The organism is Ochrobactrum teleogrylli, from assembly GCF_037482325.1.
In the GTDB taxonomy this organism is placed as follows: Bacteria; Pseudomonadota; Alphaproteobacteria; order Rhizobiales; family Rhizobiaceae; genus Brucella; species Brucella teleogrylli.
In genome coordinates this window covers 173895-189683 of the sequence record NZ_JBBHKQ010000002.1, presented here as the reverse complement: position 1 = coordinate 189683, position 15789 = coordinate 173895, and the positions used below count along the sequence as shown (strand labels likewise).

Here is a 15789-nt window from a genome sequence, read left to right as displayed (position 1 = left end):
ATCGGATGTTCAGTGATGCGCGCCAACGAAGCTGCGCAATTCAGGTGTTTGCGGGCTTGCCAAAATTGTCGGCTCGCCCTGTTCGCAAATCTGGCCCTGATGCATGAAGACAATTCTGTCTGCCACGCGCTGGGCAAAATCCATTTCGTGGGTGACGAGCAGCATCGTCATGCCACCCCGCGCCAGATCTTCGATGACCTTCAGCACTTCTCCGGTCAGTTCAGGGTCCAGCGCCGAAGTGACCTCGTCGAACAGCATGACCTTCGGCTTCATCGCGAGTGATCGGGCAATGGCTACACGTTGCTGTTGTCCGCCGGACAATTGCTCGGGATAGGAATCTATCTTTTCCGCCAGTCCAACCTGCCGCAAAACCGTCTCGGCTATTTCGCGCGCGGCGGTTCTTGTCAGTTTCTTGACCCAGCGCAGCGCCAGAGTGATGTTTTGTTCAACCGTCAGATGCGGGAAGAGGTTGTAGCTTTGAAAGACGATGCCAACATCCTGTCGGAGCGCGCGCAGATTGATATTGGGATCACTGACACGATGATCGCAAACCCAGATATCCCCGCTGTTGACGGTTTCGAGCCGGTCGACACAGCGAAGCGCTGTGCTTTTGCCGGAACCGCTTCGTCCGATCAGAGCAACAACCTGTCCCTTCTCAATTTCGAGATTGATACCTCTCAGCACTGGCAGCGAGCCATAGCTTTTATGAACGTCAACAAACTTAACGACGGCTGACACTGTACATCCTCTCGAATTTCCGGCTGGCCGCTGAGAGCGGGAAGCAAATGCAAAAGTAGAAGAATGCGATCACGAGATAGGTCGTGAAGGGCTGGAACGTCGAAGCGTTGATTTCCTTGCCGATATAGGTCATCTCGGCCATGCCGATGATCGATGCGAGCGACGTGTTCTTGACGATCTGGACCATGAAGCCGGCTGTTGGCGGCGTTGCGATGCGAATAGCCTGGGGCATGATGACAAGGAACAGCCCCTGCAATCCAGTCAGGGCCAGACAATCGGATGCTTCCCACTGCGTGCGTGGCACTGATTGCAGACTGCCCCGCCAGATAGCGCCAAGGAAGGCGCTCGCGAAGATCGTCATCGCAACGCTGGCCGCAAAAAGTGACGAAACTTCAATGCCGAAGACCGGCAAACCGAAGTAAACGATGAACATCAGGATCAGAACCGGTGTGCCCTGCACCAGAACGGTATAACCATCGACCAGAGCAACCAAAGCCTTGTTCTTTGCTATTCCAGCCAGCGCCACGGCAAAGCCAAGCAGGCCGCCGAATATGAAGGCGATGATCGAAAGCAGAACTGTCCAGACCAAGCCTTGAAGCAGAACTTCGATGTGAATCCAGGAGAAATTCGTAAACATCCCGACCTCCTAAAGATTGGTGCCAAGACGGCGTTTGCGTGGAAACAACGCCAACCCCAGAAGCTTGAACAGTCCCCGCATCAATAGGGAAAGAACGAGATAAATCACCAGAATGACGAGATAGACTTCGAAAGAACGAAAGGTCGTCGACTGGATTCTGGACGCAGCTCCGGTCAGCTCTTCAGCCGATATCTGCGATGCAACACTTGTTGCCAGCATCAACAGCACATACTGACTGACGAGCGCGGGATAGACCTTCTCAAGTGCTGGCGGCAGCATAATCCCTGCAAGCATTTGCAGCCGGGACAGTCCCAGTGTGTCAGCAGCTTCCAGCTGGCCGGGGTGAATGGCCTGCAAGCCCGCGCGAATGATCTCGCTGGAGTAAGCGCCAACATTGATGGTCAGGCCGATTAGCGCCGAGGTCTGGGCGGAAAATTTGACGCCCATGGAAGACAGTCCGAAATAGACCAGAAACAGCTGCACGAGCAGAGGTGTATTGCGGATCGCCTCGACATAGATCGCCACGAGAATGCGCAGGAACTTGTATTTGCTGATGCTGGCAACCGCACAGATCGTGCCCAGCACGAAGCCCAGCGCCGTGACAATCAGGGACATTTGGATCGTCGCCAAAGTACCTTTGAGCAGCAGCGGCCAATACTGGCTGAGGAAGCTGAAACTGAACTCGTAACTCATAGAGACTTCACCAGTTCGGACGAAGAACCCTGCAAGGCACAAGTCAGTTTCTGATCCACGCCCTGCCACAGACAGGCAGATGCTGCGCCTGAAACACAGCCGCACGCGATCACGCAATCCAAGATTGCAGTGTACAATCCAGTCACAAATATTTCCTCCCAAGCTCGATGTGCTCCACCCTCACAAGGGTCTCCTCGAAGCGACATCTGCTCAATTTCAACCAAGCTAATTCCAACTTATGACATATGTCAAGATCGCGGGCGGATTTCTTTGCTATGGGGATGAAACTTACATTTCCACCCGAAACTTATTCCGCTTTTGGTCGAAAAATCGCCGTGTGCGCCATAGGCAGACGGTACAAAAGCAAACCAACCGGCAATAACCGGTTGGCTTACTTTGCTAACAACTCATTGAAATATTTTAGTAATAGCGTATCCGCCATCAATCACAACGGCTACGGACGAAAAAGAATATCGCCCGTTTTCCGTTCACTCCCATTTAGGCAAGTGCGGCACTTAAATCATGGGAGAGATCATTGATTTCCCGCAGGTCGAGCTCGGATTCCACATGTTCAAGGTGGTGTGCCATCAGATCGGCGGCCTTTGTGACGTCGCCATGCAGAATCGCTTCCACAATCTCCGCGTGTTCATCAGGCCCGCAGTTGAAGCGGTTGGTATTGCGGTAGACAGCCGTGATGAGAGAGGTGCGCGAAATGAGATCGCGCATCGTTGTGAACAGAAAATCAGAGCCCGTCAATTCGGCCAGCAGCAGATGAAAACCACCTGACAGCTTGATAATATCGGTCGTGACATTGTTCTTGTTGGCGACACGTTCTTTCGCAACATGTTCGCGCAAAATCTTGATCTTGTCCTTTGACGGAGAACGCCCAAGGCGCTCGACCACACAACGCTCAACAGTCCGGCGTACGAAGAACACATCCCGCGCTTCTTCCACGGTCGGCTTGCAAACAAAAGCGCCGCGATTGGGAATAATCGTGACAAGCCCTTCCCGTTCAAGCGCGGCAAGCGCCTGACGGATACGCGCACGGCTGACGTGAAAAATCGTCGCCATCTGCTCTTCTTTAAGCTGCACCCCCGGACGCAGACGGCGCTCGGCAATGGATAGCCATACTTTCTCAACAATCTGCTGCGTCGAGACACCTGTCTGATCAGTCATGGTCTTGCTCCCGTTCCGATTCAGGAAGCGTGATGCGACCGAAAAAGTCAACTATTGCAACCGCAAAGCGCCTACAAAATTGTCAACAATACATCGTGATGCTTCTAATTCAGGCACAAATTCCGCAGATGGCGTCCGTATTGCCCGTCTTCACACGCGGATAGTCATAGGTGTTCACCTTCGAAGTCGCGTAGCCCGCTCCGACCAAAGCTTCGGCAAGCTTCACCGCCGCCGCAACGCCGTCGATCACCGGAACGCCCGTTGCATCCCGCAACCGGTCGCACAAGGACGTCATGCCCGCGCAGCCGAGAATGATCGCCTCTGCCCGATCTTCGCGCTTGGCGAGTTCGATCTCGTTGATCAAAAGCCGTTCTGCTTCCGCAGGATCATCTTCCAAGCCGAGTACCGGCAAATTGATCGCACGCACTTTTCTGCAATGACGTTCTGCGCCGTAATCACTGACCAGATCTTCGATGATCGGAACCGACCGCGGCAAGGTCGTGATAATTGAAAAGCGCCGGCTGATCGTCATGGCCACCTGTACCGCCGCCTGACAAATACCCAGTACCGGACCCTTCGCGATCTCTCGCGCCGCATGCAGGCCGGGATCGTCAAAGCAGGCGATCACATAGGCGTCCACACCTTGCGCTTCACCTTTTCGGATTTCCGCAAGCATGCCCGGCACAGCCAGTGCTTCGTCGGTTCCGCCTTCAATGCTGACAGGCGTGTCGGCAGGATTTGAGGCTGAGACCGTGGTGCTGCTGTGTTTGACGAGCAGAGCACTATCAAGAGCTTGCGCTGTCATAGACGCTGTTGAGTTAGGATTGATCAGATGAATGTGCATGGTAAAAATTCTCGAAGAACCGTCGTTCTGGCCTAGTTTTCCGGCTTCACGAAATCGGCGATGGTCGGTGCCTTCAAAACGAACTGACGATCTGAAGTGATGTAATTGTCGGCGTGAAGCCGGGCAATCGGTTGATAGAATTCGGGATCGACGTAGTGGCCGTCGGCATCCAGACAATTGCGACGAACGTGCATATGCACCACCTCACCCAGGATAAGCGCGCGACGCGGATAATCGATCACACGTTCGACACGGCACTCGAAGGTGCAAGGTGCCTGCTCAGCAAAAGAGACATCGATTTTCTGGCAGGGTGTCGCTGACAGCCCGGCCATCTCAAGCTCATCGACTTCGCTGTCGAAACCCAATCCGCAGATCAGCATCTGTTCCGACAATGCCATGTCGACCATGCTGATTGCGAACTCGCCGGTGCGACGGATATTCGCCAGCGTGTCCTTCTCCTCACCGGAAAGACGTGGTTGAATGCCCAGAACGACAATGGCCGGGTCGTGCGAAAACACGTTGAAGAAACTCATCGGCGCGGCATTGCTATGGCCTGCTGGTGAACGGGTTGTCACAAGTGCTATCGGTCGTGGACCGATGAAATTCGTCAGGAGCCTGTAACGGCTTTGAGGGTCCAACTCTTCAAAATCGAATTCCATCACGTCCCCAGAACCTGATTTATTATCTACAATAATATTTCATATTGTCGACAATTTAACAACCCGCTTTAATCCCGACTGGAGCACTTATCCGCAGATCTCGGCACCTGCTTTAAACGTGCAACAGTAGCCCAATGCGGTGCCTGAACACCCTACCTATATCAGGCAGCTGCTGCGGCCTCTTCCACCAAATGACAGGCGACGCGTGTGCCATTCGACAAAGTCTGCATCTTCGGCGCTTCTTGCGCACAGCGCGCCACCGCAAACGGACACCGCGGATGGAATGTGCAACCCGAAGGCGGTTTCAGCGGGCTTGGAACTTCACCGCTTGCCGGTGTGCGGTTGCGATTGGGAGATTCAATGTTGGGGATCGTCTGCAACAAAAGCTGCGTATAGGGATGACGCGGCTGCGCGAAGAGTTCTTCCGTATTACCCTCTTCAACAATCCGCCCCAGATACATGACCGCGATACGATCGGACATGTGGCGAACGACGCTCATATCATGGCTGATGAAGAGGTAGGTCAGGCCCAGCTCATCCTGCAAGCGGCGCATAAGATTGAGCACCTGCGCCTGCACCGAAACGTCCAGCGCCGAAGTCGGCTCGTCGCAAACAAGAAACTCAGGCTCGCTCGCCAAGGCACGCGCAATTGAAATGCGCTGCCGTTGCCCACCGGAAAACTCATGCGGAAACTTTTCGCCGTCGGAGGGTGAAAGCCCGACAGTACGCAGAAGTTCCTCCACGCGCTCGGTGACTTCCGCCGCCGTCTTACGCAGTTTCAATTCCCGCAATGGTTCAGCGATGATGTTCTTGACGCGCCAACGAGGATTGAGCGAGGCATAAGGGTCCTGAAATATCATCTGCGCCGTCAATGGCGCACCACTTTTGCCGGGCGCAAACCGCATTTGGCCGCTTGTCGCACCATGCAATCCAGTGACCAGTCGCGCTACGGTTGACTTTCCGCATCCACTTTCACCAACGATGCTCAGACAACCACCTGCTGGCACCGTAAAGCTGATATCGTTGACAGCCTGGAGGTACTGACGCGGCTTGCGCTCTATCACTCTGTTGAGCCATGGAGCAGAGACATCAAATGTCTTGACCAGACGCTCGACGGTCAAAGCCGCAGTTTCTTTCGACGGGTTCGTCATAGGCTGCCTCCTGCGTTGAGCCAACAAGCGCTAGCGCCAAGATTGGGGTTTTGACTGACAAGGTTGAGTTCGGGACGCTCCTGAAGGCAACGTGGCACCGCCACCTTGCAACGCGGATTGAAAGCGCAACCCTTGGGAATAGCGTCAAGACGCGGCATTGAGCCATCGATCTGATTCAGCTTTTCCACGCGCGCACCAAGCGACGGGATCGAGGCCATCAAGCCCTGTGTATAGGGGTGACGCGGCTTATGCAGAACCTGTTCGACAGGCCCGATCTCAATCAGTCGCCCCGCATACATCACGGCAATGCGATCAGCGGCTTCGGCAATCACTCCCATATCGTGCGTAACGAGCATAACAGCGGTTTGCTTTTCCTTGCAGAGCTTCCGCAGGAGCGAAATGATCTGTGCCTGGATCGATACGTCCAGCGCCGTCGTCGGTTCATCGGCGATGACGAGCTTAGGGGAAGCGGCAAGTGCAAGTGCAATTACCACGCGCTGCCGCATACCGCCCGAGAACTGATGTGGATACTGGTTGACGCGGTCCTCCGGCGAAGGAATGCCAACATCGCGCAGCAACTGGATAGCCCGTTCACGCGCCTGAGCCTTGCCAAGACCAAGATGCCGCCGGATCGTTTCGACAAGCTGCGCGCCCACCGTGAACAGCGGATTGAGCGAGGTGAGCGGATCCTGAAAGATCGCGCCGATTTCACGTCCGCGAATTTTCTCCATGGCGCGGTCATCCAGTGTGTCTATCCGGCGCTTGCCAAGCCACACTTCACCGTCGGCGATATGCCCAGGCGCTTCCAGCAGGCCCTGAATGGCCAGACCGGTCATCGACTTGCCAGCACCGGATTCACCCACAACACCAAGGATTTCACCGGGCCGGATCGACAGGCTGACATCTGATAGAGCGGTAACCGTGCCATGACGCCCTGGAAAATCCACGCGCAGATTGCGCACTTCAATGATTGGTTCTTGCATGTCATGCATTGAAATCACCTTCTATCGGATAGCTGGAAGGGAAGATTTCCGCGACAGGAGGATGGTTCCAGCTGCGCTCGGGATATTTGGCGATAAGTCCGTCGAACTGGGCCTGTGCCTGACGACGAGCTTGTTCCATATCCAACCCCGCAAGCTTTCGATTAATCATGGAAGCGCGGCCATCGACAAAGACCGCGCGCGTGATCTTGCCCGAACCGCCAGTGACAATGGTCGTGATGGGGTCAACTGTCGCGGCCATGATGGTATCGTCGAGATCGAAGATCGCTATATCCGCTCTCGCACCCCGTGAGAGGTGACCGAGATCATCGCGTCCGAGTGCTTTTGCGCCACCAATGGTCGCCGCGTCAAAAAGATCCGCTGACCGCAAACGATCCGGCGCGCCATCGGCGATGCGGCCAGCGATAAGGCCCGTCAGCAAATTCATGAGCATATCTGGCGGCGTGGTATCTGTGCCCATGGCAATATTGATCCCCCGCTTGCGGCAAGCGGAGAAGGATTTGAGGATCGAACCGCTGCGTGCCGATACCAGCGGACAATGCACAATGGAAACGCCATTGGCCGCATAGAGCCCCAGATCTTCATCCGTTGCGTTCGTCGCGTGAGGTGCAATCATCCGGTCGCTGAGCAGACCATGTTTCGCAAGCCAGACCGGAGCAGTCGAGCCATGCAGCATCCGCACAGTATCGACTTCCATCGTGCCTTGAGCCATGTGAAGACGGAACTTGCAGCCAAGATCGCGCGCCGCTGCATCAGTGCGTTGCAACAATCCAAGTGTCGAAGTCTCGACCCGATCCGGGGCTAACATACCGCGCACCAGATCGCCGTGACGCCCATTCTGGCGCTCGATATAGGCAATGGCGTCTTTTAGCCCCTGAAAACCACGCTCTTCGTCGAAAACCGGAATAATCTTTCCCGGTTCTTCCAGAACCATACCGCCGGAACGGTAGGCAGGACTCAGGTAAACGCGTAGCCCCAGTTCACCAGCCGCCTCGGCAGCAGCATCGAACTCGGCAACTGTTTCGCCCCATTCTCGATAGAATAGAGAGGCGATAGGCGCTGCCGTGGTGATCCCGTTCAACAGGAGTTGGCCGAACGCAAAGCGCTTTTGAAAAGCCAGCTCGTCCTGACTGTACATCTCATAAGGGCCAGCCTCGATATAAGACCGTGGCCAGACGCGACCCTTGGCCCAACCAGGATGGTTGTCTATGCCAAGAATGGTAGTGTCGAGGTCCGACAAGGCATCAAGATCAATGAGACCCGGCGAGATTAGCGCATTGCCGAAATCGATGCGGCGCGCCAGTTCCCCGGTGAAGCCATGTCCAACAAAGACAATCTCGCCGTGTTCAAAAACGACTTCACCATTGCGTAAAAGCGTATGGCCGCCATCCTTGTGCCCAACCACCCAACTGGCGGTAATCAAAGTCCGTCCATCAGGACGCTGACCGAGGGTTAATGTGTCAATAGCATTGTTCATCACGGCATCTCCACCACAGCAACGCCGTTGCGTGCAGTGACGCGACCGTTCTTGACCACCAGAGGGCGCGGTGCGATATCCACCACGGCATGGGCCAATGTTTCACCCGTCAGAAGGGTAAAGTCGGCATTGCAGCCCACATCCAGACCATAGTTTTCAAGACGCATCACATCCGCGCCGCCTTGAGAGACGATGTACAGGAGATGTTCCAGATCATGGTCCGAGCGGACACCGTTTTTCATGCCAATGATCTTGGCACGGTCTAGCATATCCGGCTGGCCCCAAGGTCCCCAGGTGTCGCGAATGCCATCACAACCACCACCAATGCGCACGCCCGCTTCCTTCAGGCGCTTGATCGACGGCACCGTGGCCGATGGCGCGCCGGTCGTCAGAATTGCGACATCCAGAGCCGCGATCTGTTCGATCAACTGGCCGACGCGCAAATAATCATTCATGCCGAGCGCGAAAGCATGGCTGATCGCCACCTTCCCTTCCATACCGTTGGCGCGAATGCGCTCAAAGATGAGTTCCATCGTGAACGCGCCAAGATCGCCGGTCTCATGCAGATGAATATCAATCGGTACGCCGTGCTTGAGTGCGAGCGCGAACAGAATATCGAGCTGACCCTTTGGGTCGCGATCAATACCGCATGGATCAATACCACCCAGAACTTCACAACCCTGACGCAAGGCCTCATCGAGCAATTCTTCCGTACCAGGCATGACCACCAGACCCGACTGCGGGAATGCAACGATCTCGATATCGATGATGCCTTTCAGCTTCTCGCGTGTTGCCCAGACGCCTTCGACCAATGACAATCCATGAGTGGGGTCGATATCGACATGGCTGCGGATATGCGTTGCGCCATGGGCAGCAAGACCGATTGCATGACGCATTGACTGACGATGCGGATCAAGGCCGATTTCCAGCCGGTGCTCGCGTTCGAAGTCGATACGTTCGCGCAGGATCGCGGCACGATTATTGACATGCCAGGGCATGCCCCAGGTCGTCTTGTCGAGATGCGTATGCGCATCAATCAGGCCAGGCGCCATGATTGCATTGCCACCATCTTCGATGGCCATACCCGGCTCTGCCTCGAACCGTCCGAAACCCGCAATCTTCCCATCCTTGATCAAGACATCGCACGTATCGCCAGCCATAGGGCGCACATTGCGGAGCAAAAGATTGTTCATCGATATTACCTCAGTTTCGGATTGAGAGCATCGCGCAGCCAGTCGCCAAGCATATTGACGGCCACGACCAGCAGGCAGAGCTGAATGACAGGGAAGAGCACGATCCACCAGGAACCGGAAAACAGGAACTGGTTGCCGATACGGATCAGTGTCCCGAGAGAAGGCTGGCTCGGCGGCATGCCGATACCGAGGAAGGACAGCGTGGCTTCGGTAAGAATGGCCATGCCGAAGTTAAGCGTTGCCGCCACCATGATGGGCGTCAGCGTATTGGGCAGAATATGTCTCGCCATGATGCGGCGCGCCGGAACGCCGATCAGACGGGCGGCGGACACATAATCCTTGCCGGTTTCAACGATGGCCTGAGCGCGGACAGTACGGGCATATTGCACCCATGCGGAGAGCGCGATGGCCAGAATGAGAACCGCGGATGCTCCGACCTCGCGCAGGCTGACAGGCAACATCTGTCGCACGACGGTTGAAACCAGAATGGCGACCAGAATGGTCGGGATCGACAGCGTGATATCGCCGATGCGCATCAGTAGATTGTCGATAAAACCGCCGAAATAGCCTGAGACCAAACCGGCACTCATGCCGATGACCAAGGAAAGCACAACGGAAGCGATGCCGATAACGATGGAAATGCGCGTGCCATAAAGAATGGCTGACAGCATATCGCGCCCTTGCGTGTCGGTGCCCAGCAGGAAGGGCCATTCGCCGCCGTCTTCCCAGATAGGCGGCAGCTCTGCTTTCCACATATCGAGTGCAGCGCCATCATAGGGGTTTTGCGGTGCAATGAGGGGTGCAAACAATGCCGTCAGGATCAGGATTGCGAGCAGTGCTGCGCTGATCATTGCGGTCTTGCTGTGTGTGAACGACCACCACAAGTCGCTTTTACGAATCCGCTGTACAACCGACGGGCGGGAGATGGTAGTGGTTTGCGTGGTTGGGGTGCTCATCGGCTTTAACTCCACAATCGGTTCCATGGGCAACTCAACGCGCCGTGCGCAGGCGTGGATCGATCACCGCATAGGCAATGTCCACGAAAGTGTTGAGTACAACGAAGATGAAGGAAATGATGCAGAGATAGGCTGCCATGACCGGGATATCGAGGAAGGTAACGGCCTGAATGAACAACATGCCCATGCCCGGCCATTGAAACACGGTTTCGGTGATCAGCGCGAAGGCGATCAGCGAACCGACATTCATCGCTGTCATCGTCACAACCGGCATAAGGCAGTTGCGAAGCGCATGACGGAAATAGATACGCCAGCGCGGAATACCGCGGGCACGGGCGAATTTCACGTAGTCCGAACGCAGCACTTCCAACATTTCTGCGCGAACCAGACGCATGACAAGCGTGACTTGATAAAGCGAGAGCGCAATGGCCGGTAGCAAAATCGCGATACGACCGGAATGCGTCAACAATCCCGTGGACCACCAGCCAAGCTGTACGACATCACCCCGTCCGAATGCCGGGAACCAGCCAAGCGTGACCGAAAAGACCAGAATGAGCAGTATACCGACCACAAAACTTGGCAGCGAAACACCGACAATGGAGAGAAACTGTAATCCCTCCGTATACCATTTGCCACGTTTAATTGCTGTTAGTACGCCAAGAGGAAGGCCAAGCAACAACGAGATCAAGGTGGCCACCAGCACCAGTTCCAGTGTTGCCGGAAACCGCTCGGCGATAAGGCCAAGCACATCCTGACCATTGCGATAGGAAATGCCGAAATTGCCCTGAGCGGCGTTCACCACGAACCGGGTATATTGTGTCATCAGGCCATCGTTAAGCCCCAGACGCTCACGCAGATTATCGCGGTCGGCCTGTGTCATCTGTTCGTTGGCCATCATCTCGACGGGGTCGCCCGCCAGACGAAAAATCAAAAAGGCCAGCAAGGCAACAGCCAGCATGACCATGATGGCATTGCCCAGACGCTTGATGATAAAAACCAGCATGTGAATTCCTTGGGAACAGGACGCTCCGGAACGGCGTGCCCCGGAGCGTCTTAATGAGACTATTCGGCAAAATGCGTCAGCCAGTGACGCGGCTTGTTGTCTGGCAACTGGACGATATGATCAATCTTATTCGACATGACCCACGCCATCGGCTGTTGATGCAGCGGCAACATGACGATCTCGTCCTTGACCATTTGCAGGGCCTTTGTCTGCAACGCCAGCCGCTTGCTCGGTGCAGGCTGTGCCAGCATCCAACAATTGCTGGATGGTTCCATGACCATGAAGGCAATCGCATTGCTGTTGGTGGTCAAGGCGGCAGTTTGGTTGATTGCGCTTGGCTCCGGCACGTCAGGCGGCGTCCTCGCCCCGCTTCTTCTGCTTGGCGGTGCACTGGGTGGACTGATTGAGCAGTTCCTGTCTGGCGGCGCAGGCTTCTGGGCCATGATCGGCATGGCCGGTATATTAAGCGGCGCAATGCGCGCGCCACTGACGAGCACCATCTTCGCGGTCGAACTGACCGGTCATTTCGTCGCCCTGCCCGAGACCATTGCCGCGTCAGTGTCAGCCTATGCCGTCAGCGTCCTCATTCTCAACCGCTCCATTCTGACAGAGAAAATTGCGCGCCGCGGACGCCATATCTTGCAGTAATATTCGGTAGACCCGTTTGCATTTCTACAGGCTGCGCACGTCATGACGCCTGCGCCGGAATGTCTGTCGGGAAAACAGTCGATTGACGAGACGATTGCATTTTTTACGAAAGACGCACACCACAGAGCGTATCCTGTTCTGAGCGAGGACGGGCGCTTGCTCGGTCTTGTTTCCAGATCGGAAGTTCTGCAATGGCAGGTGTCGGGCGCTCCGGTGGCCGCATCGCTCGCCGAAACCCTCTCCGACGCCTCGCAACCCACAGCCTTTACCTCGACGCCGCTTGGCGAGGTCGCCGATCTGATGGTTATGAGAGGCATTCCGCGCATTCCCATTCTCGACCCGCAGTCACACAAAGTCGTCGGTCTGGTCTCGCGGCAGGATCTGCTCAAAGCACGCATTCAGCATAGCAATATCGAGATGGTTCGAACGCGCTGAGTATCGGTAACCCGGTGGACTATCTGTAAATTTCAGGCTTGTAGCGACTGCCCAAGCGATAGCGATCACCCGCATAGATCAGCTTGTTGACGGTCGCGACCGTCTCTCTGGTCCATGTGCGACGGTCGAGGTGGAGGCAGGCCGCGTTGACCTCGATTTGCAACAGGTCGGCAATCTGCGCATTCGCAGTCACTGCTGAGATCACCTGTTCGACTTCCGTCATCGGCGTGCTTTTCTGCAGATAATCATAGGTCGTCATGGTGCGGAAATCCTGCAGTTCATAATCCTGCACCAGTTGCGTGTTGACGAAGCGTTCTTCCAGTTGCACGGGCACATCGTTTTCGAAATGTACGATGATTGAATGCGCGACAGCTATCGGGCTTTGCAGTTCAAACGCATTCAGCAGCGCCGCATCCGGCTGCACGATATCGAGCGCAATCACCTGCGCGCGATGCGTCGCGCCTCGCGCTGCAATCTCATTGGCAATGTTCACCACTTCGATCAACGTCGTTTCGGGCTTTGGCGGTGAAACGAATGTACCAACACCTTGAATACGCTTCAAAATGCCTTGATCTGTCAGCTCGCGCAGCGCCCTGTTGACGGTCATGCGGGAGATGCCAAGCGCCTCTACAAGCTCATGCTCGGATGGCAGGCGGAAATTGCCGGGCCAGCGTCCGGACCGAATATTTTCGAGAACCTGGGCCTTCACCTTCTCGTAAAGGGGCCCTGCCGTTTCGGGCAATTCCATCGCCGAACGATGATCCGCATCCGATTTACCGGCAGAGCTCATGACGCGACTATGCTCCTATCCGTATGATCGTTTTCAGCCCTTCGGCCTGGCCCGCCAGCAAGCGGTCATAAGCCTCCGGCACTTCATCAAGTGAAATCTCGCGATCGATCAGTTTCACCAACGATGCCTCCAGTTCTGGCAGCAAAGCCGCTATTTCCTGAAGTTCGTCCTGATAGGCATGACAACCGATCAGACTGATTTCCCGCTCAACCAGAATATTTGGATCAAGCTCGATCTTGCCGTGCGAAATCCCGACGAGCGCCAGAGAACCACCACCGGACAGGACATCGATGATCGCGTTCAAAACGGCGATATTGCCCGTCGCATCAATGGCATAACGCAAGGTTTTACCTGAAAGCGCACGCTCCAGAGCAGGCTTGTCGAGTTCCACCTTGATTGCGCCGGTTACTCTCGAAACCAGTTCAACGCGCTGTTCATTACGATCACAGACCAACACCGGCCCGTAGTGCAAACGGGAAAGCAATAAAGCCACAAGCCCGCCAATCGGCCCACACCCCACAACCAGAACTGCCTCGCCGGGCGGCACACGCTGCTTGCGAATGGCATGCAACGCAACCGAAAGCGGCTCGCCCATCGCGGCGACAATCGGGTTGATGTCGGGAGCATATTGGACAAGCAACCGGGCAGGCAGCGCCGTCTCCTCGGCAAAACCGCCGTCACAAACCTCACCAATAAATCCGAGAGTGGAACAGACATTGTGTCGACCGCTCTGGCAAGCCGGACACTCGCCGCACCAATATCTGGAATCGGCAATGACCGTATCGCCCGGCTTGAACCCGATCACACCTGTGCCAATCTCGGTCACGACGCCAGCAAATTCGTGCCCCGCAACCGAAGGCGAACGGCTGATCCACTGGCCGGTCGAGAAATTGTGCAGGTCAGAACCGCAAATTCCCGCAGCGGAAACCTTCAGCCGGACCCAGCCCGGCTCAAGCGCCGTTGGCGGGTCGATATTTTCGACCCGCAGATCCCTGGCCGCATAAAGCCGGACCGCTTTCATTGCGCCCACCTTCCTTAAAGATAGTCTTTGCGGATTTCTGAAACGGCATTTTCGTGAGACGAGAAGCCTTCATAACGGGCGAGCGTGCGGGCGTGCTTGGCGAATTCCGGATAAGCGGAAGCCGTCACATAGCCGATGGAACAACGCTTGACGAAATCGGTCACAGAAAGCGGGCCATAGGTGCGCGCCCAGCGGCTGGTTGGCAGCACGGCATTCGGTCCGAGGCCGAAATTGCCGATGACCACCGGCGTATGCGGCCCCATGAGGATTTCCGCAGCCTCGGTAATGTGGCCAAGATGCGCAAACGGGTCGGTCGAAAGAAGCTCCAGATGTTCCGGCGCATAATCATTGATGAAGCGATAGCTTTCCTCAACCGACGAGGTCAGGACGATGCCACCATAATTGCCGGTCAGAACGGTCTTGGAAAAACCAACCCGCTGTTCCGTCATGCGTGCCCAATGATACGGCAGAGCGGCAAGTGCTTCCTCAACCACACGACGGCTATGCGTGACAAGCCAGGCGGAGGAATCCGGACCGTGTTCGGCTTCGATCAAAAGGTCGAGCGCGGCCAGACCGCCCTTGACGGTATCGTCTGCGAAAATCACTGCTTCGGAAGGACCTGCGGGGAGACCCGGATCGATGACACCACCAAGGAGGCGCTTGGCAGCGACAACCCACGGGCTACCCGGACCAACGATTTTGAGCGCGGGTTTCACCGTCTCCGTGCCGTAGGCAACGGCCGCAACGGCCTGTGCGCCGCCAACCTTATAGACGGTTTCGACACCCGCCAAACGTGCAGCGACGAGCGTGGCGGCATCCACCGAGCCATCCGGGGTCGGCGGGGTAACGATGGCCAGTTCCGGCACACCGGCAACCACAGCAGGCACGGCGGTCATCATGGTGACAGACGGAAATGCGCCCTTCCCGCGCGGGATGTAGAGCGCTACCGAACGGATGGGCGTAAAGCGGTCGCCAGCATAGGCGCCGGGACGCATTTCCTTCAGCCACATCGCTTCCGGCTTCTGCTCTTCATGGAAGTGACGTATATTGTCGATGCCGAATTGAATGGCTTCGATCACGTCTTTTTCGACCTTGTCGAAAGCCGCGTCAAATTCCGCCTCGGTTGCCTTGATATTGGCTGGATCAACTTCGGCCTTGTCCAGATCACGTGCAAACCGTACCAATGCGGCGTCGCCTTCCGTGCGAACGGCTTCGATGATCGGTTTCACTTTCTCGATAAAGCCTGAGAGATCGGTTTCCGAACGCTTCAAAAGCTCCGCGCGCTTGGCGTCGTCCAGCTTTGCCAGTTCGTGAAAGGTTACATCGGACATAGTCGGCTCCTTGCTCGCTGCGTTGGGGACGCAGCT

The 15789-nt window shown here is 56.0% G+C and carries 17 protein-coding genes and 1 pseudogene; 2 read left to right on the top strand and 16 right to left on the bottom strand.

From position 1 onward, the window contains the following. Positions 1 to 9 precede the first annotated feature (9 nt). From WIX40_RS18435 to WIX40_RS18375, 13 genes and pseudogenes are all read right to left on the bottom strand, one after another. Positions 10 to 738: an amino acid ABC transporter ATP-binding protein gene (locus tag WIX40_RS18435; protein ID WP_339441296.1), complete on the bottom strand. Its 729-nt coding sequence runs from the start codon at positions 736 to 738 to the stop codon at positions 10 to 12. Further along, positions 722 to 1375 carry an amino acid ABC transporter permease gene (locus WIX40_RS18430; RefSeq protein WP_339441294.1) on the bottom strand — a complete coding sequence of 218 codons (654 nt, stop codon included), beginning with the start codon at positions 1373 to 1375 and terminating at the stop codon, positions 722 to 724. Before WIX40_RS18430 ends, WIX40_RS18435 begins: the two co-directional genes overlap by 17 nt. Before the next feature lie 9 nt (positions 1376 to 1384). Continuing rightward, the gene (locus WIX40_RS18425; RefSeq protein WP_339441292.1) at positions 1385 to 2068 is read right to left on the bottom strand and encodes an amino acid ABC transporter permease; all 684 of its coding nucleotides are present in this window, start codon (positions 2066 to 2068) and stop codon (positions 1385 to 1387) included. Between the two features lie 498 nt (positions 2069 to 2566). Further along, complete coding sequence (locus WIX40_RS18420) at positions 2567 to 3244, bottom strand: GntR family transcriptional regulator (protein ID WP_078337166.1); 678 nt, start codon at positions 3242 to 3244, stop codon at positions 2567 to 2569. Positions 3245 to 3353: 109 nt separating this feature from the next. After that, complete coding sequence (locus WIX40_RS18415) at positions 3354 to 4088, bottom strand: aspartate/glutamate racemase family protein (RefSeq protein WP_339441289.1); 735 nt, start codon at positions 4086 to 4088, stop codon at positions 3354 to 3356. A gap of 32 nt (positions 4089 to 4120) precedes the next feature. After that, the gene (locus WIX40_RS18410) at positions 4121 to 4747 is read right to left on the bottom strand and encodes a flavin reductase family protein (protein ID WP_339441288.1); all 627 of its coding nucleotides are present in this window, start codon (positions 4745 to 4747) and stop codon (positions 4121 to 4123) included. 161 nt (positions 4748 to 4908) lie between these two features. Beyond that, the gene (locus WIX40_RS18405; protein ID WP_140025255.1) at positions 4909 to 5898 is read right to left on the bottom strand and encodes an ABC transporter ATP-binding protein; all 990 of its coding nucleotides are present in this window, start codon (positions 5896 to 5898) and stop codon (positions 4909 to 4911) included. After that, on the bottom strand, positions 5895 to 6890 hold the full coding sequence (locus tag WIX40_RS18400; protein ID WP_339441287.1) for an ABC transporter ATP-binding protein: 996 nt from the start codon (positions 6888 to 6890) through the stop codon (positions 5895 to 5897). Before WIX40_RS18400 ends, WIX40_RS18405 begins: the two co-directional genes overlap by 4 nt. Further along, entirely contained in the window at positions 6883 to 8376 is a 1494-nt protein-coding gene (locus WIX40_RS18395; RefSeq protein ID WP_339441285.1) for an amidohydrolase family protein, read from the bottom strand. Before WIX40_RS18395 ends, WIX40_RS18400 begins: the two co-directional genes overlap by 8 nt. Beyond that, complete coding sequence (locus WIX40_RS18390) at positions 8376 to 9569, bottom strand: amidohydrolase family protein (RefSeq protein WP_339441283.1); 1194 nt, start codon at positions 9567 to 9569, stop codon at positions 8376 to 8378. Before WIX40_RS18390 ends, WIX40_RS18395 begins: the two co-directional genes overlap by 1 nt. A 5-nt stretch (positions 9570 to 9574) precedes the next feature. Next, positions 9575 to 10525 (bottom strand): ABC transporter permease, encoded by a 951-nt coding sequence (locus tag WIX40_RS18385; RefSeq protein ID WP_121537984.1) that lies wholly within the window; start codon positions 10523 to 10525, stop codon positions 9575 to 9577. Between the two features lie 34 nt (positions 10526 to 10559). After that, positions 10560 to 11528 carry an ABC transporter permease gene (locus tag WIX40_RS18380; RefSeq protein ID WP_339441280.1) on the bottom strand — a complete coding sequence of 323 codons (969 nt, stop codon included), beginning with the start codon at positions 11526 to 11528 and terminating at the stop codon, positions 10560 to 10562. A 59-nt stretch (positions 11529 to 11587) separates the two neighbouring features. Then, positions 11588 to 11758 (bottom strand): annotated as a pseudogene (locus WIX40_RS18375) (ABC transporter substrate-binding protein); the annotation flags it as partial. Between WIX40_RS18375 and WIX40_RS18370 the strand changes: the two are divergent. Beyond that, a complete protein-coding gene (locus WIX40_RS18370; protein WP_339441279.1) occupies positions 11700 to 12176 on the top strand; it encodes a chloride channel protein in 477 nt (158 codons plus the stop codon). The pseudogene WIX40_RS18375 and the gene WIX40_RS18370 overlap by 59 nt on opposite strands. A gap of 42 nt (positions 12177 to 12218) precedes the next feature. Continuing rightward, on the top strand, positions 12219 to 12611 hold the full coding sequence (locus WIX40_RS18365) for a CBS domain-containing protein (protein ID WP_339441277.1): 393 nt from the start codon (positions 12219 to 12221) through the stop codon (positions 12609 to 12611). A 19-nt stretch (positions 12612 to 12630) separates the two neighbouring features. Here the strand turns inward: WIX40_RS18365 and hutC are convergent, their stop codons facing one another. The 3 genes from hutC to hisD are packed head-to-tail and all read right to left on the bottom strand — an operon-like array spanning position 12631 to position 15753. After that, positions 12631 to 13401 (bottom strand): histidine utilization transcriptional repressor HutC, encoded by a 771-nt coding sequence (hutC, locus tag WIX40_RS18360; protein ID WP_339441275.1) that lies wholly within the window; start codon positions 13399 to 13401, stop codon positions 12631 to 12633. A gap of 7 nt (positions 13402 to 13408) precedes the next feature. Further along, positions 13409 to 14422 (bottom strand): zinc-dependent alcohol dehydrogenase, encoded by a 1014-nt coding sequence (locus WIX40_RS18355; RefSeq protein WP_339441274.1) that lies wholly within the window; start codon positions 14420 to 14422, stop codon positions 13409 to 13411. Between the two features lie 14 nt (positions 14423 to 14436). Further along, entirely contained in the window at positions 14437 to 15753 is a 1317-nt protein-coding gene (hisD, locus tag WIX40_RS18350) for a histidinol dehydrogenase (protein ID WP_339441272.1), read from the bottom strand. Positions 15754 to 15789 lie beyond the last annotated feature (36 nt).